Annotated in this window: 18 protein-coding genes and 1 other annotated feature; of the genes, 7 read left to right on the top strand and 11 right to left on the bottom strand. The window is 32.4% G+C overall.

Annotated features, from left to right (window positions below; translation table 11 throughout):
* Positions 1-73 precede the first annotated feature (73 nt).
* The 3 genes from bsdtb5_RS10355 to bsdtb5_RS21935 all read left to right on the top strand — a co-directional run bounded on the left by bsdtb5_RS10355 (position 74) and on the right by bsdtb5_RS21935 (position 1,782).
* Entirely contained in the window at positions 74-421 is a 348-nt protein-coding gene (locus tag bsdtb5_RS10355) for a hypothetical protein (protein ID WP_271715940.1), read from the top strand.
* A 217-nt stretch (positions 422-638) separates the two neighbouring features.
* On the top strand, positions 639-1,346 hold the full coding sequence (locus bsdtb5_RS10350) for a hypothetical protein (protein ID WP_271715939.1): 708 nt from the start codon (positions 639-641) through the stop codon (positions 1,344-1,346).
* Between the two features lie 217 nt (positions 1,347-1,563).
* The gene (locus tag bsdtb5_RS21935; protein ID WP_271715938.1) at positions 1,564-1,782 is read left to right on the top strand and encodes a Mor transcription activator family protein; all 219 of its coding nucleotides are present in this window, start codon (positions 1,564-1,566) and stop codon (positions 1,780-1,782) included.
* Positions 1,783-1,938: 156 nt separating this feature from the next.
* On the opposite strand, the gene bsdtb5_RS10340 is transcribed toward bsdtb5_RS21935, so the two are convergent.
* Positions 1,939-2,883 carry an AraC family transcriptional regulator gene (locus bsdtb5_RS10340; protein ID WP_271715937.1) on the bottom strand — a complete coding sequence of 315 codons (945 nt, stop codon included), beginning with the start codon at positions 2,881-2,883 and terminating at the stop codon, positions 1,939-1,941.
* Positions 2,884-3,185: 302 nt separating this feature from the next.
* Between bsdtb5_RS10340 and bsdtb5_RS10335 the strand changes: the two genes are divergently transcribed.
* The 4 genes from bsdtb5_RS10335 to bsdtb5_RS10320 all read left to right on the top strand — a co-directional run bounded on the left by bsdtb5_RS10335 (position 3,186) and on the right by bsdtb5_RS10320 (position 9,549).
* Positions 3,186-3,758 (top strand): flavin reductase family protein, encoded by a 573-nt coding sequence (locus tag bsdtb5_RS10335; RefSeq protein ID WP_271715936.1) that lies wholly within the window; start codon positions 3,186-3,188, stop codon positions 3,756-3,758.
* A gap of 16 nt (positions 3,759-3,774) precedes the next feature.
* Positions 3,775-4,347 (top strand): flavin reductase family protein, encoded by a 573-nt coding sequence (locus bsdtb5_RS10330; RefSeq protein WP_271715935.1) that lies wholly within the window; start codon positions 3,775-3,777, stop codon positions 4,345-4,347.
* Between the two features lie 128 nt (positions 4,348-4,475).
* Positions 4,476-4,719: a binding site (T-box leader), on the top strand.
* A gap of 66 nt (positions 4,720-4,785) precedes the next feature.
* Positions 4,786-6,645, top strand: a complete 1,860-nt coding sequence (locus bsdtb5_RS10325) for an alanine--tRNA ligase (RefSeq protein ID WP_271715934.1) — start codon at positions 4,786-4,788, stop codon at positions 6,643-6,645.
* A gap of 528 nt (positions 6,646-7,173) precedes the next feature.
* Entirely contained in the window at positions 7,174-9,549 is a 2,376-nt protein-coding gene (locus tag bsdtb5_RS10320; protein WP_271715933.1) for a YecA family protein, read from the top strand.
* 579 nt (positions 9,550-10,128) lie between these two features.
* Here the strand turns inward: bsdtb5_RS10320 and bsdtb5_RS10315 are convergent.
* The 10 genes from bsdtb5_RS10315 to bsdtb5_RS10270 all read right to left on the bottom strand — a co-directional run bounded on the left by bsdtb5_RS10315 (position 10,129) and on the right by bsdtb5_RS10270 (position 21,347).
* Positions 10,129-10,275 carry a hypothetical protein gene (locus bsdtb5_RS10315; RefSeq protein ID WP_271715932.1) on the bottom strand — a complete coding sequence of 49 codons (147 nt, stop codon included), beginning with the start codon at positions 10,273-10,275 and terminating at the stop codon, positions 10,129-10,131.
* A 303-nt stretch (positions 10,276-10,578) separates the two neighbouring features.
* Positions 10,579-10,809 carry an RsiV family protein gene (locus bsdtb5_RS10310; RefSeq protein ID WP_271715931.1) on the bottom strand — a complete coding sequence of 77 codons (231 nt, stop codon included), beginning with the start codon at positions 10,807-10,809 and terminating at the stop codon, positions 10,579-10,581.
* 215 nt (positions 10,810-11,024) lie between these two features.
* On the bottom strand, positions 11,025-11,222 hold the full coding sequence (locus bsdtb5_RS10305) for a hypothetical protein (protein ID WP_271715930.1): 198 nt from the start codon (positions 11,220-11,222) through the stop codon (positions 11,025-11,027).
* 177 nt (positions 11,223-11,399) lie between these two features.
* Positions 11,400-12,140, bottom strand: coding sequence for a 4Fe-4S double cluster binding domain-containing protein (locus bsdtb5_RS10300; protein WP_271715929.1), 741 nt, complete (start codon positions 12,138-12,140; stop codon positions 11,400-11,402).
* Positions 12,141-12,484: 344 nt separating this feature from the next.
* Positions 12,485-13,408 (bottom strand): exonuclease domain-containing protein, encoded by a 924-nt coding sequence (locus bsdtb5_RS10295; RefSeq protein WP_271715928.1) that lies wholly within the window; start codon positions 13,406-13,408, stop codon positions 12,485-12,487.
* A 187-nt stretch (positions 13,409-13,595) separates the two neighbouring features.
* Positions 13,596-14,870 (bottom strand): esterase/lipase family protein, encoded by a 1,275-nt coding sequence (locus tag bsdtb5_RS10290; RefSeq protein ID WP_271715927.1) that lies wholly within the window; start codon positions 14,868-14,870, stop codon positions 13,596-13,598.
* A gap of 539 nt (positions 14,871-15,409) precedes the next feature.
* Positions 15,410-16,477: an Ig-like domain-containing protein gene (locus tag bsdtb5_RS10285; RefSeq protein ID WP_271715926.1), complete on the bottom strand. Its 1,068-nt coding sequence runs from the start codon at positions 16,475-16,477 to the stop codon at positions 15,410-15,412.
* Positions 16,478-16,586: 109 nt separating this feature from the next.
* Entirely contained in the window at positions 16,587-17,867 is a 1,281-nt protein-coding gene (locus tag bsdtb5_RS10280; protein WP_271715925.1) for a LysM peptidoglycan-binding domain-containing protein, read from the bottom strand.
* Positions 17,868-17,901: 34 nt separating this feature from the next.
* Positions 17,902-19,614, bottom strand: coding sequence for a S8 family peptidase (locus bsdtb5_RS10275; protein ID WP_271715924.1), 1,713 nt, complete (start codon positions 19,612-19,614; stop codon positions 17,902-17,904).
* A gap of 32 nt (positions 19,615-19,646) precedes the next feature.
* Positions 19,647-21,347, bottom strand: a complete 1,701-nt coding sequence (locus bsdtb5_RS10270) for a S8 family peptidase (RefSeq protein ID WP_271715923.1) — start codon at positions 21,345-21,347, stop codon at positions 19,647-19,649.
* Positions 21,348-21,370 lie beyond the last annotated feature (23 nt).

Here is a 21,370-nt window from a genome sequence, read left to right as displayed (position 1 = left end):
TGATAAATATGTGGAGTATAGGCATAATTGCGAGAATATACTCCGGACAGAGTTTGCCAAAAAAGGGGGCACTATGAATAGGACATCGCCACATTATATGGTGATAGAACATAGCCCATGGTTAAGTACTTGGTTTGAAAACTGTTCCTATATAAAAATTCCTATTGAGGAATTCGATCTAAAGACTATTTCATTTACTTACGGTGATTCCATGCCAGCATTTAGTCCAACGATTAATGATGGAAAGGAATATCGCAAAAAGCTTTATACATATGATGAAATATTAAAAGTGATTGAGAAATATGGTTTGCCACAGGATTGGAATGATGATGGGAAATACGGTCCGGAACGATATATTGAAACTCATATATGGAGCGACGAAACAATAAATAAGTATCGTTATCAAGAGGAAAACATTTGAAGAGAGTCACTATTATTGAAAATCTAAGTAATTAATGATTATTTTAAAGACAAGAGATAAGCTATTTACTGAAATTAAATTTACAATCGATAGAAATGTTAGTTTCATTACTAGTTATGATTCAATTGATATGAATATTGCAAGAAAGCCTTAAGCAACTTTATGTAAGATAGTAAATTAATCAAAAATTAATGACATGTTTTAGGAGTGATTGTATATGAACATAAGATGCATTTGGGAATATAATGGAACTGATACAATATTATATTCTGAAAATTATATAGGTGCATTTACAAGAGGTGCTACATTAGATATAGCACTTGATAAGATGGCAAAGGAAATAGAGTCGTATCTGCTTTGGAAAAAGGAAGACATTCCAGAACTACTGATACCAGAAATCGTTCAAAAGAAGGAAAGTAATCTTCAAATTTGTGATGCAGATTCAGATATAATTTTTGATACAGAAAAGATTGCTTTATCACAAGATGAGTATTATCAACTAAAAGAACTTGTATTGAAATCAGCAACTGATTTTCATGCGTTATATGAAAAGGTACCAAATAAGGATAAGAGTTATATACCGAAAAGAAAAACTTTCTATGGGAATATTCCAAGGACTGCACGAGAAATGTATGAGCATACCAGAAGTGTTAATTCGTACTATTTTGGTGAAATTGGAGTACAAGTTGATCATGATGGAACTATTTATGAGTGTAGGCAAAGAGGCTTTGATTTGCTAGAACAATCTCCTGATTTTTTGACCAATCCAATTTATCACGGAAGTTATGATGAAGATTGGACGCTTAGAAAGGTAATCCGTAGATTTATATGGCATGATAGAATACATGCAAAAGCTATGTATCGAATGGCAAACAAAACATTTGGAATGTATTCTGTTGATAATGTATTTGGGGTTAATGATTAAATACAATAATAATTAGAGTAGGATGGATTAATGAAATATATAATACCCTTAAGCTCCATGCGATTCTGTAATAGGTAAATACGTGTGGAGCGTATATATATTTGCCAATTCATTTTGAATAGTACAGAATCCGCATTCTAAATAACTACTAGAATAAGGAGCAAGTACCAAATGAAATATTTAAATGCATTAAATGTTTTTCCGGATGAGTTGCTAGTTGAAATTCGGAAATATATCTCAGAAGGCTTTCTATATATTCCAGGAACGGACACCCGAAAGGAATGGGGGGAGCATTTCTGGTCAAAAATATGAATTAACAATTAGAAACAAGTTAATATATAAAGATTTTCAAAACGGGAAAACTGTAGTTGAGCTATCAAAACAGCATTACCTATCTGAAAGCTCGATTTATCGAATACTTACAAATTATAATTAATTCTTTCATTGGGATTTCACAAAATTAAATTACCTTACCACGGTAATTCTCAATTTTGTAAAATCCTTATTTTATTGTAAATTATTTAGTGAGATCTTGCAAAGGGGTTATTTACGTTATTGATGCATTTTCACGTTGGAGCGGTAACATTGACCATTAAAGCTGACGAGGAGAAGTACCATAATACTGTTTAAAGGACTTATAGAAATTGCTGCTATTGCTGTATCCAAGCATATCAGCAATTTTTTCAATGGAAAGATCCGTATGATTCAATAATAGCTTGGCTCTTCGCATACGTGATTCAGCTAGTAGAGCAGAAAAGGTCTTCCCTGTCTTTTCCGGCAAAAGACGGGAAATATAGACAGGGTGATATCCGAAATGGGATGCAATGTCATTTAATGTTACAGAATCAGAGTGTGATTCGATATATTCCATAATTCGATCAATCAATGTCGTACCAGTAGGTAGATTCTGACGCTTGTATTCATAGGAAAGATACATTGCAAGGGACATGACCATAGGTTTTAAAATTTTCTGTGAGTCCTCTGTTTTATGAGCATATTCAAGAATCATGACATTCAGCAGCTGCCAGATAGGCGAAGAAGCTGGTATTTCCAGATGAATGAACTCTTCTGCATATTTATTTTTCTGTGGTTCCAGAAAAAAATTAAGCATTGAGTTATCTGCTGAGAGCGCATTTAGGTATTCCCGGAAAAATGTCTCTTTACGAATCAGTACTCCAAGAATAATACATTGGTGATCAGAATCCCGCTTAACAGCATAGCCGCTGTAGGGCTGACCGATATAGCAGTCTCCTTCTTTTACCGTGATCCGATTGTTATAGTTGGCACTTAATGCGTCATAATCTCCGTGGTAAGCAAAATGAATGAAAAAAAAGTCCTGGCGGTGAAAACGCTCCTCAATTTTTTTCCCCTTAAATACACACACCATAACTTCCTCGGATTTCTCTCCCAACCAATGCGAAATCAGTTCGTTATTTTCTGAGGACGGATCCGGGCTAAAGTCCCAATTGAGGTGCGGAAAGTCCTGACCGAGTTTTTCTAATGCGTGATCGATTTCGGTATCGCAATTCCAAGACATAACAACGTTCCCTCCTTCGGATTTCTGAGCAATTCATACAATCATTGCAACATTTTTTATTAATCAGACATTTTTAAATCTAATTATAGGTTAAAATTCGCCATAATTCAAGTTAATATTTAGCGCTGATTTGTAAGTTGAAAATCTATATGATGGAGTAGCATGAAAGTTCAAATTGAAAGGTTGGAAAACTTCCGGAACTGCATACAGAAGTTCGGATATCTGGAATTACAATTATTCGGTATACGGATGATAATGCATCGGATAACTGTAATTTATTGTATAATTTAAGGAGGATAAATATGTCTAGAAAAAATATAGGAGCAAAGCCATACATCACACCGATGCCGGTTTTAATGATTTCATCCTATGATGAGGCTGAAAAGCCAACCGCCATGTTAGCAGTATGGGGCGGAATCACGAATGAGACAGAAATTACTATTACCGTAGCATCCCAGAGAAACACGTTAAAGGGAATCCTTGCCAGAGGTTCCTTTGTTGTAAGCATGGCGGATGTGGAAAATGAAGTTGCCTGTGATTACCTTGGTATAACAACAGGAAATAAAGTGGAAGGTAAGTTTGAAAAGTCCGGATTCCATACAACAAAGTCCGAATTCGTAGATGCACCGATTATCGATGAGCTTCCTTTTGCTGTTGAGTGCAGAGTTAAGTGCTATGATGAGGAAACCTGGAGACTGGTAGGCGAAATCGTCAATGTAAGTCTGGATGAACGCATTCTTGGAGAAGATGGCAAGGTATCATTAAAAATATTCCATCCAATAACGTTCGATTGGATGAATAAGTCATATCTGTCCGTTGGTGAAAAGGTCGGTGATGCTTACCGCGACGGACTTCAGTTGAGAAAGAAGAACTAAGAGGAGTTTGTTTATTATGATGAAAAATTTAGGTCCAAACGCTTTTTCATATGGTTATCCAGTGCCGGTTTTAATGGTTGGCACTTATAATGATGATGGAACAGTCAACGTAATGAATTTGCATGAGTGTACAAGGACAAATGCCGGTGATCTCGCATTATGTATTGGTCCACGTAGTAAGACGCATGAGAACATTGAAAAGAGACGCGCATTTACTGTTGCACTTGTAAATCAGAATTTGATAAAGGAAGTGGATTACTTTGGAATTGTAACCGGCCATAGAGTTCCTGATAAATTTGCAAAAACAGGCTTGAAGGCTGTAAAGAGTGAATACGTCAATGCCCCTATCATCGAAGGCAGTCCACTAGTCATCGAATGCGAACTCATTGAGGTTGTAATAGCAAATAATTTCACTACTGTACTTGCCAAAATTGTCAATGTAGTGGCAGATGAGTCAGTGTTAGATAGAACCGGCATAATTGATGTCAAGAAAACAGGAATGTTATTTTTTGATTCGTTCAGCAACAGCTATTTTTCATTAGGTGAGAAAGCTGGAAATGCATGGGGCGAAGGAAAAAGATATCTGTGAATTCTTGTTTTTCACGAGATTACATTTAGGATTAGAAATACTGAAAAAATAAATAAACAAGTATCGTATAAAAATAAAATAAATTGACAGCGCAAGTTGAGTGTGATAGAATCGATCTAACTTAAAACGAAAAGGCTACGATGAGAAATTGTAAGTATTAGTGATTTCACAGAGAGAAGATGGTTGGTGCGAATCTTCATTGATCTAATAGTGAAGCAGTCTCGGAGCTGTGAACCGAACGGAAGAATCTTAGTAGGCTTCAACGGAGTTCCACCGTTATTCAGGAAACAATATCGGAGATATCCCGTATTGATAGAGAGCAGAGAAATCTGAAATTAGGTGGTAACACGGATGTAATAATTCGCCCTAAGTTGACAATAAATATGTCAGCTTAGGGCTTTTTGTTTTGGGAAAATAAATTAAATGGAGGTATTGAGCATGATGAAAATGACACCAGATGAGTTAAGAAAATCTTATATTGATTTTATGAAAAGAATTGGGGCTAGTCAAGTACCTTCTTCTAGCTTGTTACCAGAAAATGATCCCTCAACATTGTTTACAGGAAGTGGAATGCAACCTATGGTTCCATATTTATTGGGAGAAAAACATCCAATAGGTAATGAGCTAACAAATATTCAGAAGTGTTTAAGGACAGTGGATATTGACGAAGTAGGAGATATGTCGCATCTTACATTTTTTGAAATGATAGGTCGATGGGAATTTAAAGCAAATGAAAATAACTATAAGAAAAAGCAAATCGATGCAATATGGAATTGGCAAATTAACGAATTAGGAATTGATCCTAGTAGGCTATATATCAGTGCTTTTAAAGGAAGTGATGATATGAATATACCAAGAGATACTGAAGCAATTCAAATCTGGTCAGAAAAATTCAAATCAGTTGGTATAGAACCTATTATTGAAGAGGATCCATATAAATATGGATCCTCTAGAGGTGGTAAAATATTCTTATACAATGAAGAAGAAAATTGGTGGAGTAGAGCCGGAAGTCCATTCGATATGCCTGTTGGTGAACCGGGTGGGCCTGATAGTGAGATGTTCTATGATTTAGAACCAGACGGTGATTCACTGGATCATCCCGCTTCTGAAAGCGAGAGGTTTTTAGAAATTGGGAACAATGTATTTATGTGTTACAAAAAAGAAAACACAGGTTTTGAAAAAATGCAAAATCCCAATATTGATTATGGAGGCGGATTAGAAAGAGTTGCAACAGCCCTTAATGGTGATAGGGATATTTATAATACGGCTTTCTTCCATAATTCCAAGAAAAAACTAATGGAATTGAGTGGTAAAGAATATACTGATGATTTAAAGTCTTTTCGAATCATACTTGATCATGTGAGAGCTGCAACATTTCTAATTAATGATGGTGCCGAGCCAGCTAATAGTGATGCAGGGTATATAACAAGAAGGTTATTAAGAAGGGCGATTCGTGCAGGTAAAAAAATTGGTATACAAGGAAGTTTTGTGGGTGCGTTGTCAGAAGTTTATATAGATGAAGCAGCAGCTTATGAAGATCTGATCCGAAATAAAAAGAAAGTCATTGAAATAATAAATAAGGAAGAGAATCTTTTCTATAAAACACTACAACAAGGAGAAATCGAAATACAAAAACATCTTAAGAATAAAGGTAAAGTTACAGGTGCAGATGCATTTTATTTTTACGAAACCTATGGTTTTCCTTTGGAATTAACAAAAGAGTTCCTAACTGAAAGTGGATATAGCATGGAGGACGAGGCATCTTATGTAGAGGCTGCAAAGAAACATGCCGAAATGAGTAGAACGGCTTCCGCAGGTAAATTTAAAGGAGGATTAGCTGATCAATCAACGGAAACAACAGCGCTGCATACTGTAGCTCATTTATTACTTGCTGGTTTACGGGAAGTTTTGGGTGATCATGTTCATCAAAAAGGAAGTAATATTACATCAGAACGATTAAGGTTTGACTTTAACCATGATGAAAAACTTACGCCAGAGCAAATAGCTCAGGTGGAGAAATATGTGAATGATGCGATTTCATCAAATGCAGTTACCTATATTTCAGAGATGCCTAAAACAGAAGCGAAAGAGAGTGGAGTTGAAGGGAACTTCTGGGATAAATATCCGGATGTTGTCAAGGTGTATACAATCAAAGATAACGAAGGGAACGTATGGAGTAGAGAAGTATGTGGGGGACCTCATATAGAAGATACTACAAGTTTAGGAACGTTCAGTATTAAAAAAGAACAATCTTCTTCTGCTGGAGTTAGACGGATTAAAGGAATCATTTGTAAATAATATTATTTTCAGAAATTTCAATATTTAAAAAGGTAAACAAGTAAATCAATCTGATCATATCTATAAGCTTTATTTTTCAGTAATTTTATAAAAATAGTAAAAAAGCTGCATCTTACTCATACATAGATGTAGTTTTTTTATTTTGTATTGTTATGAAATTCCTTAAAATTTTTTTCAAAATAATCAAATTATAAATAAAATTATACCAATATAAGCTAAATGAAATAGAAGAGAACAATGAATTTATATATCAGAAAGATAATCCAACCTTAATGGATATTCCAGCGTATATTATTGTTTCAAATAATATGTATTTTGCTATTTACGAAATTGATTAGGAGAGAGCGGTTACTCCTACTTTTTATTTTTTAATTATTCATAATACGACATTTTTCTCATGCTATTTATGTTACTATAATGAGAATTTGATTAAATAATTAGTTAGCTTTATTGCGAAAAAGCTAATTAGGATAATAACTAAAATTAAAATTTACTGGAACGACAAGGGTTATGAAAGGTGGAGATTATTTGAAGGAAGAAAGTATAAATAAGATTATAGAAGCTTATGAAAATAACGAATTGAATGAATGTAGTGCTAAATTATTTCTCTTAGTACTACTATACAACACTGACATTATGGCGGGCGAACCTTATGATCATGATTTAAAGCATATTTTATTTAAAACGAATTGTATTCGTAATCCGATAGGCATGAAGTACAATTCTAATGATTATAAAAAAACAAAACAGATATTAATGGATGTATTTAATATGTCGAAGGCAATTAATGATCCTAAAATTAATACGCAAGATACTTTTCAAAAGGATCTTGCCATTGATGATAGAATTATTAAAGATATTATTAACATGGTGGTTTACACAGATTGCTTTTATAAGATGAACTCGGTTAACACCAAAAGAATGGATGAGAGTGAGACTAGTAAAATTTCATTTGTGGAACAATTAATTACTGTTTTACTTTTTTATCAAGATCAAACACGAATTTTTAGAGAAAATTATCAGAATTTTCTTAGTAAAGATTGTGTTACAGGGATGGAGTTATCAGTGACAAATAGACCGGTTGATTATTATGATAATTTGAATGTTTCGATATCGGATAACTTCGAATCAACACTAGAAAGCATTAATGAAATAGTTCATTACTTATATTATCAATACGGAGAAAATTTGGCTACACAAGTAATAGAAACTGGCATAAAATTCGAACTTATTCAACCATATAAAAATGTTGAATTTGAGAGATATTTATATATAGCTTCACAGAGATATCACCTATGTAGAATAGAGGAAGGCATTCGATATGGATACTATGAGATAGGACATATGAATACAACAGAAGAAGGACTTCAGGTTTATTCTTATTCCTTAGAAAACGATGAAAAATATAAGGCTCGTAGTATTGGAATATTTAGAAGGGAGTATCAGGTTCGAAATCATACAATGTTTGATTATAGAAATCAAAAAGATTTAGCTCTAGCATATGAAAAGTTACCGATCTTAGCAGATGATCTGATTAATGTTCAAGCAGAAGAAAACGTAATATTGGATTTTAGTAAGTTTCATCCTGATAAGGACTTATTCCAAAAAGCAGAAGGAATTGCAAAGAGTAAAGAGCGTATTGTAGAATCTTTGACTAAAGATTATTACTTAGAATGTAACGTGAAAGGAGTGAAAATACGTGATTTATTGTGTACTTATGAATATTTAAATACTCTTTCAGAGATTTTGTATTTTGCATCTATGAAGATTATTATTGAAAATGAACAGAATACATATGTAAAAGAATTGAGTTTGATTGATCTTTCGTATCTAAGCATGGAATTATCAAGAATTCATAGCTTTGATATTAGTTATGCCCAAAAATTGATTGATAGATTTGTATTTCATGAAAAGAAAAATAGAGACGATGATATATTTGCTCAACCACTTCTAAAGATTAGTAAGACTCAAGTAGTACTGAGTCAAGCTCTGCTTGATCAAGTAAATCTCGATAGATTTATTGAGCGTCAGTTCATTCGTTATAAGAAGGATGTGTCAGAAATAGGACATATTTTCGAAAAAGAATTTATAGATAGATTGAAAAAGGGTTATTCAGAGAGATTTTTTGATTTTAAATATAAAGTAATCCCAAATTTTGCAGTTAATACAAATGAAGTAAAGTATGAAGCATTTGATGGTAGAGAAATTGAGTTTGATGTAATTTCTGTTCTTGGAGATTATCTTATCCTTACAGAATTAAAAGCTGTAATGACATCATATGATCTAAATGATTTAGAAGAACGAAAAAGAAATGTCAAGAAAGCAATAGTGCAACTAAAACGTCGTGCGGAATCTGTAAAATACGATTGGGAAAAAATTAGAGAGCTCGTATCGATAGATTTACCCGATCAACCTTATGATCAAGATCATATAATTTTAATAGCATGTACTGATACTTATGATTATACGCCACTTAAATATGAGAATATTTTTATCACAGATGACTCTTCATATCTAAAATATTTTACAAATCCATATGTTGATACAATTGAGTTAAAACCAGGGAATGTAACAGTACGAAATTCAAAAAATATATGGAAAAGAGGTTATCCTGATGCACAAGAATTTATTGAATATTTAATGAATCCAGTTACTATACATCCGTTTTCTGATTATATGAAAAAGAGATATATTCCAATTCCGGTTATAGATGAGAAGGACTGTGCAATATTTTGTGAGGAGTATAACTTAGTTGAAGATCCTATTAAAGCTGCAGTTTTGAGTGGTGACAAGGATGGAGAGCAAACGGTTAAGAGAACTGTAAAGAAAATATATCCTAATGATCCTTGTCCGTGTGGCAGTGGTAAGAAATACAAGAATTGTTGTAGAAACAATGCAAAGTGATAATTAACTTTACTCTCATTAAGCTCATTACAATGTTGGATGTAGGAGAGCAGGATTCATACACTATTAATATTATAATGATGACCTACATACATTACAGTTACCTTGTGATGTACGAAGTTTACGAAAACCTATCCATATCTTAATTGGGTGAGTTTTCGTAGATTAATTTATAAATTCTTTGTTATTATAGTTCGAAAACATGATTAATATATCAAAAGTAATAACTTATTGTGTAAACTTTATGTCCTTTCTGCGATTTTGTAAACTTTGTGTTTTTAAATATGTGGTTTACCTAGATATCTAATACGTACCAATAAAATCTAATATCGCAAAATTCAGTTTTTGGCTTATTATGTGTTAATAATTATATCATAATACTACGCATATACTCTAAGAGAGTACATTTTGTAAGTTATTTGAGCAACATTTTGTAAACTTTGTGACCACCAACATTAAGTGGATACAGCAGGTATAATTCAATAAAATAGTACTTACTCAACTATTCGCGAAACGCAAGTTTAACGAATAGTTTGGTGCCATTTTATTCGAGATAGCCTTAACCCCTATATAAATATATTATTTTTCTATTTCTCTTTTTAAATAATGCCAAGCCCACCATACACATACTAATTCCCAACCTTGCTGTCCATATACTGTTAATGTTCTTGATGCTTTCTCTGCACCGAATCCAATATAAACACATTTATACTCGTATTTTTTCATTTCAATACCTCCAGTTATTAATTTTTATAAATTACAATCGTTTAATTAATTATAATGAAAATCTGACCTAATTATAACAATATACTCTAGATATTTTATATAAATCTATACAAATTCACCTTATTATTTAATATAATGTTTGTCTATCATATATTATCTTTATACTTATAATAGATCTTTAAATGCTTTTCTAATATATAATATATCAATCAAACATTATTTCTTAATTATTATAATCAATTATTATTTGTTAACATAACTATATTATGTTAACTTTAAACCCCAACTACATCCCTTAGTTAATTATTTATGAATGAATGTTCTCCATAACGTATCATCTTTATTTAACAAATCATAAATTTTATCTTTCTTTAGATCAAAACGGAATTCTATGAATCCGGCAGCTCCACAAGCCACTACATACGGATCAAAACATATCACAAGCTGGTTATCTTTGATATAGAAGTTCGCATCTTCTAAGTTGATATCAGTTTTTTTAATTAAGAACGACTTTCCGTATTTGTTCACGATCATTTTTGTTAATTTTTTAACATCCGAATGATGAATCAGATTTGTTAATCTAACTATCTGTCCTGACTTACAATCAAAGCATAAAGTATGTCTACTAAAATTATTAAAATTCGTTCTACCTTGAACATCAATAATTAACTGTATTACACTACCAGTTCTCCAACATTCATAGTAGACATCATATCCTGGTCTATCTGATGCAGCATCGCTATTATCTTCTAACGACTTGAAAATTTATTCAACTCATTGGTAAATCTATGATTAAAATCATTATATAATTTATGAATAGTATGGTTTATCTTCTCTTCTATTTTTGGATTTAACCCCGTAAATACGGGCATATGAGCTTGATAGGTATAATCAGAAGTAAATATCTTGATATTACAATTAACTCCATTTCCAAGATTCTTATTCATATCGTTACTTTCCCAAATAATATTGCCGTTTTTATCATAATAATGCCAATCATATAGTGTCCAACACAGAGTAAGTTTTTAAGTGGAAAAGCCGTTTTTCCTTTATCATAAGGATATTCCCCCTAATAATTCAATTACAATAACCCATTAATATATAATTCATGTTTCAATAAGTCTCTACTTATCCTCTCCTAAAGTATACTTTCTGGTATATGGACATACTTCAATACATTTGCCGCATAATGTAACTTCTTTATCTAAAGTATTCGCTGCAATCTCTCGTGCTTTCAACCGACAAGCCATCGCATTGAAGAACTCGTCACGATCAAGCTCTAGACTCCAGTTACGACCTGAAATTGCTTTTCCAGGACATGCATTGGTACATGACATACAACTACCGCATCTAGATTGTGGGATAGATTCATTATATTCCAATGGTGCATCAGTCAAGACAGAGCTTAATCGAATTGCAGAACCATAATTTTCTGTCAGAAATAACGCGTTTTTTCCTATCCAGCCCAAGCCAGAATGGACCGCTACGGTTTTGTGAGGCATAATCGTTCGAAAAACACCATATTCTTTTGTATTAGCAACTGTTTGGGGATAAGCATTATAACCTTGTTCTTCAATATACTTAGTGCACAATATAGCCAATTCATCTAGTTTATCATTTAGGCTATGATAAGCGTTATAATAATCCATCGTTGGTGAATCGCTTATGTTTTTGATGATATCTTTTGGATATGCAAGAATTATTGATATTCCATACTTATAATGCGGTATATGTATTGGTTCAACAACTGAATCTTCACTTCTAGGCCCAGTCAGATTCACCTTATTATATAGATTTTCAATGTTTGCAAAGCCTACCATTGAAGCTCCATGTTCTAACAACATTTTCTTTATTGTATTATTCATAAATACCCCCATCTTTTTATTTAGTTCTTTATATTTGTTAAATACAACTACAGTAAGTTAATTACAATATGCTATATTTATACAATATGGATATGTTTGTAATATATTTATTTACATAATTATATTATGTATACCTTAAGTAAAAAAATTAAAATTTATCTATTTTTCAATTATCTTTACTGCATATCTATTATTAATACTATCATATTATTTGGAAAAATCAAATCAAACCACCATAATTTGTAATACATACTAATTATGGTGGTTTGATATTTTAATTATTATAATTTGTATTATACATATTCGGTTTGGAGTGTTATAAGAAATTGATATTTAATATACATTTAACGAGTCCTACCTAAAAATTCTTCCTCATTTAAGAAACGAATCCTTTGCCCCATAGCTATCAAGTCAGTAGCTTTTCGATATTTATTACTCATCTCTTCTCTATTCAAACCAACAAGATCCTTCATATTCGTTACTAACATCGTCGTCTTTTTGGTAACGGAACTGCCTGTAGTTCCTCCATTTTTATTGACAAGATTCATCGCTTCATTTCTGGACATGGAAGCTAATCTTCCAGTAAATACAACTACTTCATCTTGAAAAGCATTCACTCTCTTATCTTCAATAATATCATCTTTCAGTCTATTAGCAATACGATTTGATGTCTTAATGACATTACCCTTCATTGAGGAAGGCTGATAACCATTATGATTTACCGTTCCTATCGTTACCCCTAATAATCTAGATATTTCATCAATATCGTCACACTCTAATTCTTCGCTGATATTACTTAATATGTTACTACATGCAAGTGCGTCAAATAACGCATCATGATGTTGAAACTCATATCCTAAGAAGCTATTAACAGTATTCAATTTTGCATTTTCAATATCTGTATAGAAGTTCTTCGCTAGCTTCATCGTACAGATATACTTAATATCAGGAAGTGTAATATGATAGAGTTCAGCTGTATTTCTCAAAACGGAAATATCAAAAGCTGCATTATGAGCAATTACTAAATTTTCACTAAAATAGTGTCCAATCTCTTCCCATATTTGATTGAATTCAGGTTCACCTTGTACCATTGAAGGTCTGATTCCATGAATTCCAATATTAATAGGCATAAATCGCATTTCGTTCGGCTTAATAAGTCTATGTATTTTTTCAATCACTTGTCCATTCTTTACAACTACAATACCTATGGAACATGGACTGTTTCGCTTTTCATTTGCTGTTTCAAAATCAATTGCTATATAATTCATTCAATTTCTCCAATAATTCGTTCTTATATTATGTATAGTACTATTCATTATACAGAGTTGAATAAAGGTTTTCAAGACGTACAACATAAATCCAAGCTACCAACTAATTCTAGCTAGTAGCTTGATACTTTTATTATTTCTATACTATTTTTTCTTTTTATGTAACATTTATTTTATATGATACTTATTAGTTTGGCAAATTAGTCAATATCTTAGCAATGTTATAATATTGTTCTTCTAAAGTACTGCGATTATTCTTCATTTGAACTACTTCCAAATGATCTACATTATCAACTTTCCCTAAGTAATTCCACGTTCCTATCTGAGGTGTTCCATTATAATCAATCCATTGATCAGATGCGCCAATTGGACAGATTGCAGATTTCACACTAACAACACCATCATTCTCCCACCAACTATTATCAATCGTGACTTCACCAGGTGTATCATTTGTAAATAAACCCATAAAAATCGAACTCTTCAATAGAACAGCATTCATATTCCTATTTGGAATCTGAAAATGCGTAAGTACACTTTCGTGAGTATCGGAACATGCTAGTGAAAAATAGTAAATATCACTTTGCGCAGGAGCAAATTCATTTAATTCCAAAGCGCCTTCTGGTGTTAGATCCCATATACTTAAGTCTTTTGTCTTATACCATAATTTACTATTGATAACTCGATTATAGTAATCGTAATAAGATTCACCTTCTTCTCTCTTAAGTCCCCATTGATCCATTTTCAAATCAAGGTTACTACTACTTGATACTCCTGTTGCTGCTGCAAGTGTAGTAAACATATTGTGGGCAAATGGTTCTAGTTTATATTGGGAGTATGCTTCTTGGCTTCCATTATGAGGTGTAGCTATTGAGGTAACACTAGCAACCCATGACTTTCCACCAGTAAAAAGAGTGTTAATGCTTCCATCTGTAGTCGCAGCAACCTCTTCTAGACTTCCATTTTCTAACAATTGAACTAATACGCGAATCGTCTGTCCACCCATACTGTGACCCATTAGATGGATCTTTGCAATATTTCCAGCGGCATCTTTACTACCAAATTGAGGATAGACACCAGGATATGTTCTTCCATACCTCGCATGACCGTATTTCTCAGAATGGGCTTTTCCATAATCAACGGTTCCACCTTTAATATAAGCATATAATTCGCAAGCTCTATCCCAATTACTAGAGATTGGCCCAACAGACGGTGTATAGACTGTATAACCTTTTGCTGTCAAATCTTCTCGTAAGCTTTTTGAACCACCCCAGTAATTAATATCTGCAAGTTCATTATTACCCCATCCAAATAAACCATGTACCATGATGATAGGATAGTTATTTCCTGATTGATTTGAATTATCAGATGTGGAAGCCTTGCTATATTGAATAGGCTGTAGAGCTAAAATGATGCATAAAGTAAGTAGAAAAGTAATTATTTTTTTCATATTATGTTTATTCATATTTCCTCCATTCCTGCGCCCTTATGACGCATTTAAATTATTTTAGGAATACGAAGGCATAAAAATCTGAGTTGAAAGAATCTTTATGTACAACTTACACCTATATTCCTAACAAAATTAGATATATAGCAAAATATAAAAATGTCATGTTATTGTTTGTTTTTGTAATGTTTAGTTTTTATTGTTTATTATTAGTAAATTTTTATGTAATCTGAATTCATACACATCGCCTATTTCTATTAATTATAGTTTTTTACTTTCATAGTTGTGTAGTATATCACTTCCCTTATGTACATATTTAGAAATTAGCCAGTTAATGAAGTTCACGTTTAATTGTATCTTTACTTTATGGTTTATTCATAATAGCTTATTTCTTGACTTATATTACCACCAAATCAACAAAATGTCAATTTTTGTAATATTCAATTTTGTCTTTTTTCATTTAAATATAAAAAACACATTGTACTTATTATATATTAATAAATAAGTGCAATGTGTTTCCATTTTAGAGATTATCTTGTAATTATTATTCTAAATGATTAATATTGATCTATAGAAGTTAGTACCCCATTTTGGAACCATAAATAAACTAATTTACTTCCAAAATGATATCCCCATTGTTCACATTTCTTGCCTGCTACAATTGATTTAATAACTGAGTCTGGCTTACCATAATATGCTGTATGTAATACTTGATTTTGAGTCATTCCAAGCTTAACTTTTGTAGCATAATATACTTCTGATTTATACCATTCTCTTTGTTGTCCATGTTTATTGTATAAAGAAACTGTAATATATTGTCCAAATTTAAGGTTCTTTACAGAAACAGAGTATTTTTGCTTTTTAGCTTCTTTTAAAGTTGTTTTGTAAGTTTTATTTCCAACTTTTACGGTAATATAATCTCCTTTTAGAGCACCAGTTACTGTACCAGTTACTTTTGTTGTACTTTTTAGAAGATCTTGACTAGAGCTTAATAAACAATTAGGATTACTAACAGTAACATTTTTTGTGCTATAGTATCCCTTTTCATTAATACTCTTTACCACAATCGTAGTATCTGATTTTTGTGCAGGAATTTTAATTTTATAGTTACCACTTGAATCTGCTGTTGCTTCATATGTTTTACCTTCAATTGTAGCGGTAACTTTTGCATTAGCTTCTGTTGTACCTGTTACTGTGGTTGAAGTATAATTTAAAGAGTCTACGCTTAATTGTATTGGTTGATTTGCAATTAGGTTATATGTTTGAGTAATTTTACCACCAAGTCCATCGGTTACAGTAATTATGACATCTGTGTCATTTTTCTGAATAGGATAACTAACGCTATAATTATAATTATATCTTGTTCCTGCAGATATTATTGTTCCATCATAAGATGTTCCATTAATGGTTGCAGTAACTTTAAAATCAGGATTATTACTATCTGTAGCTTTGCCTGATGTCAGATATGCAAAGGAACCTGTAATTGAATCAGGGCTTATTTTCTGTCCATCGTTAAAGACTAAGAATCCTGCTGCTTGCGCTACTACTCTTGGTATACTAACTAATGATAGAATCATAGTAAGTACAAGTAACTTTTTCATAAAACTTTTCATTTGAGTTTTCATAAATTTCCTCCTAGTATATTAGTCCTGGTAATTATAACATAATATTGGTAAAAATTAAAGTTTTTTACATAATACATTATAATTTCCTGTTATTCATCGAAATACCATTTTATAAGAGTTTCTTAATCTCAAATTGTGTATTTACTAAATACCATAACTGTGTGAAAAAATACATTACATTCCATACAGAGCCACCTTCAAGATTAAATTCTAGAATTAATTTTAATAAAGTATTTATGCTTCGGCTATCTTTAAACCAAACGATATGTAACTGTTTATCATTACTTGTATAGAAATAATAAGGTGCTTCGGCAGTTTCATCATATTGAATAGTAACGCTTTGTATTACAGCTAAATCGATTGCAGCTTCATGAGTAATCGCATTTGCTTTTGTTTCACCAGGTATGTATGGGAGTTTCCAATCATAACCGATTATTGGTATCCCAAGTAATAATTTAGACGGTTGAATGATTGTTGTTATATTAGATAGCATTTGTTCCAAAATATTTATTGGTGTTGCCGATGCAGGTGGTTCATAAGAATAGCCCCATTCGTAAGATAATATTAAAACTGAGTCAACTACTTTAGCTAGATTAGAATAATCAATCTTTTCATAAGTAACTGAAGTTCTTTCATAGAGTATTTTAGGGTTTACTGTTATATTAATTAGATATCCTTCCTGATGCATTCGATAGGCAAATCGACTTATATATTTTTCGTATATTACACGATTATCATTATCTAGATGTTGAAGATATGCATTGATACCATAATAACCTTTCTTTTTCAGTATTGATATAATCTTATCAATATGGGTATCTTGAAGAGATATATTGCTTACAATATTTAATGCAGTTTCTCTACTGCCTATACCACTCGGTGATAACGTAGAAATCAACATCATAGGTGCTACCCCATACTGTTTGGCTAGTTGGATTAACTCCATATCATCTACCTCGATAATATTTCCTGCTCCTGTAACTTGATAATTAAAAACAGTAAGGTAGGTAAGAAAGGGGAGTGTCTTTTTTAATATATCTCTATTAATATGAGGATATGCGAATCCACTTATCTCAATCTCACGAACTTTTTGAGTATCAAATTGAATAATTACGATTTCTCCAGGATAAAGATCTCTATTCGAAAGATGAGGATTATTTCTTAATAATTCCATTATACTAACACCATATTTATTTGCAATATTAACCAGTGTATCTCCTTTTTGAGCAGTATAAGATACTTTCGGATTAATAATAATAATTGATTGCCCGGGTACTAAGTTATTCGGATTAGTTAATCCATTTTCCTGAATTAAAGTTATAATAGGTATTCTATATTTTTCTGATATTGATTTAATAGTATCGCCCACTTGTACTACATGAATTATCATAAAACTCCCATCTGTCGCTCATAGCGGCTCAAAGTCAAACAAATGTTCTTATTATATTAAAACTATTATAAAGATCAATAATCCCATATCCCCATTCTTCATTAGGATATTTCGTTTTATCACTTCTTTTAGCACCTCGAAATAGAAATTTTTTAATACTTACGGTATCTATACCAGGATAATTACCTCTTACGATACACCATTCTAATATTAATGCTGTAATTCCAACGGTATGAGCCGTTGCAGCTCCTGTACCAGAAATACTCGTGAATTGATGATTTAATGTAGGACATCTAAGATTAACCCCAGGTGCTGCTAGATCTGGATTTATTATATTAGAAGTCGAAAATCCTTTACTTGCGTTAGGATATAGAGCATTGGTACTTGAATTGTATGCTGTAATAGTTAATGGAGTAATACTATTGCCTGGGGATGTTACGGTTGTATATGGGTTAGGATTTATAAACGTAATATTGGGTGATATTAAGTCTCCAGAAGGTAACCAAACATGAAAGGCGCCATCTAGGTCTCCTCTTCCATATACTAAAAACCTCCATATCCCTTTTGCTGGATTCCGAAATCGTAGAAAAATAACTTGTTTACCCGTCTCTGGTTCTATCATAAAATATTCAATATTAATTATGGTTTTCTCAAAAATGAATGATATTTCACGACTTACTTCAAGATTCTCTGTGATACTTTGTATATATTCACCACTTGGCGAAATAATATCTAAAGTATATACCATTGGAGGGTCTCCCCAAAATTCCATAGAAAAACCTATTTCATTTTCTCCAACATTTAATTCAAAAGGAATTGATGTAGATGACGATTTAATAGAACTATAATAATGTCTTTTTGTATTTCCTTCATTTCCAACTGCTACGCTAAGGGATACACCCGGTATATCAGCTATAAGTGACACGATATTATTTAATGGACCACTATTGTCATGTGGACCTTGAGATGTTCCGAGACCGATACATATGGCAACTGGTCTTCGTAATTCTCTAGCCATATATAGAATATACTGAACTCCCCATATAAGATCATTCTCTTGATAACAAGGCACCGTTGTTGGAATAGCATAATAATTTCTTAAGTTTTCTTTTGCCTCTTTTAATTTAACAATTACTAATTCAGAATCAGGTGCAACTCCACTAAAATTATTCTCTTGGCTTTCAGAACCTGCTGCAATCCCTGCTAACATCGTACCGTGACCATTTTCATCTTTACTTGGAACAATATCATATGGATTCGAGCTTTTTAAGGCCTGGTTAATCTGATCTTTTCTATATTCCACTCCATAAAAAGGAGGATTCTGGCTGCCTGCATAGGGTTCCTTACTCTCTATCGTTTGATCCCAAATAGCAGCTATTCTACTTGTACTATCCGCATTCTGAAAAACAGTATTTGTATAATCAATTCCCGTATCAATCAATCCGATTAGCACACCATTTCCACGTAAATTGACAGATGGTAGATTACGTATTTTATTCACACCAGACACTTCTAAACTTTCCATACTAGCTAGGGAATAACATTTAGGCACTGCAGAGTAACCAAAGTCTATGAATAGTTGACTACTAACTTGAGATATAGGAATATATATTACTGCATAGTAATCATTCAAAATATGTATTGAATACTCTTTGTATTTATCTAGCGAAGCAATGTTACCATTATATGAGATGATTAAATCAAAATACTGATTACTCGTAATCTTATATTGCTCTTCTTGTGTCATAAAATCACTCCTTTCTGTTATTTTATTTCACACTATACTCCTCTTCTAAGCATTTTGAAGACATTATAAATATCAACTACGCCGTATCCCCACTCTCTATTTGGATATTTAATATCTGGTTTTCTTCTAGCACCACGAATCATAAATATCTTCATATCCTGAGTACTCATTTTCGGATAGTTACCCTTCACAATTCCCCATTCGAACATCATGGCTGCTATTCCTGCTGTATGGGCAACTGCTGCACTACTTCCAGTAACAGGAACAAAAGTATTATTAAGAGTTGGACTTAAAATATTAACCCCTGGAGCTGATATATCTGGTTTTATCACATCGATACGTGTATATCCTCTACCAGCATTAAGATAATGGCTTTCATCATCTACATTATATGCTGTTACAGTGATTGGATTTCTTGCACAGGACAAGGAAAGAAGTGTAATATTAGGATCGGAACGTAGAAAAAAGGTATCGGCTGTTATCCAGTTATTCATTGGAAGCCATACATTATAATTCATTGGGAACAATCCTTTCCCATATATATTAAATTTCCATAAGCCAGGAGTAGGTTTTATAAATCGCATAAATATTAATTGATCACCACTTTGTGACTCAATTGCCTGTGAATCAAGATAAATGATTGTTTGCTCAAAGATAAATGTAATCTCTCTTGTCTCATTCAGACGTGTATAGATTCTTGGAACGTATTCGCCAGATGGAGATGTTATATCCAATGAATAAACATTAGGCGAAGCTCCCCATAACTCCATAGCGAATCCGTTTTCATTAGGTCCAACATTTAACTCAATCGTATCCTTTCCTACTGCCTCATTAATTACTCCAAAATAATGTCTTTTATTATTCCCCTCATTTCCTACGCAATTAAGTACTGCAATTCCAGGACTACTTGCGATAAAGGATAACCACATACTTGTTGTACCTCTTCCATCATGGGCATATTGCGAAGTATCTACTGCATTACATATAACAATCGGTTTATTTACTTTTGCTGCATAATTTAGTATATATTGAATTCCATTAATAAAATCATTTTCTTGATACGCATGTGCATCCTTAGGAATTTGAAAAAAATTCTTCAAGTAGGTCTTAGCTGGTTTTAATTTTACTATAACTAATTCTGCGTCGGGTGCAACTCCTGTAAATCCGCTCTCAGGAACATTATTACCAGCAGCAATTCCAGCTACCATCGTTCCATGCCCAATTTCATCATGCGAAGGAACTACAAGAAAAGGGTTCTCATTTTTTAATGCCTCATTAATCTGATCCCTAGTATATTCCGTACCGTAATACATACCTTCTGGGACCTCATCACTGATAATTTCTTGGTCCCATATACTTACAATTCTAGTTGTTTTATCTGCATACTGGAAAATAGGATTGGTATAATCAATGCCCGTGTCAACTATTCCAATTAGAACTCCTTTACCTGTCAGACTAAAATTGGGAATATTACGGATTTGTGATATTCCAGATGCTTCTATACTTGACATACTGCATAAACCAAACAATGAGGGAATTGCACTATATCCAAGTACTGATACTATATTAGATGACATTTCACTGGTAGGTAGGTATATGGCAGCTAGAAAATAATTTATGATAGTTATCTGATCATCTTTATATCTTTCTAATATAGCAGGATCACCATAATAATTAATAAGAAAATCAGCATAATCGTTACTATATATTTTTTCGATTGAATTACGATTCACTTTATCATTCCTAAGATATTCTT

This window comes from Anaeromicropila herbilytica, from assembly GCF_016591975.1.
Taxonomy (GTDB): Bacteria; Bacillota; Clostridia; order Lachnospirales; family Lachnospiraceae; genus Anaeromicropila; species Anaeromicropila herbilytica.
Note: the sequence above shows the minus strand (reverse complement) of the source record. Positions and strands in the feature narration are given on the sequence as shown.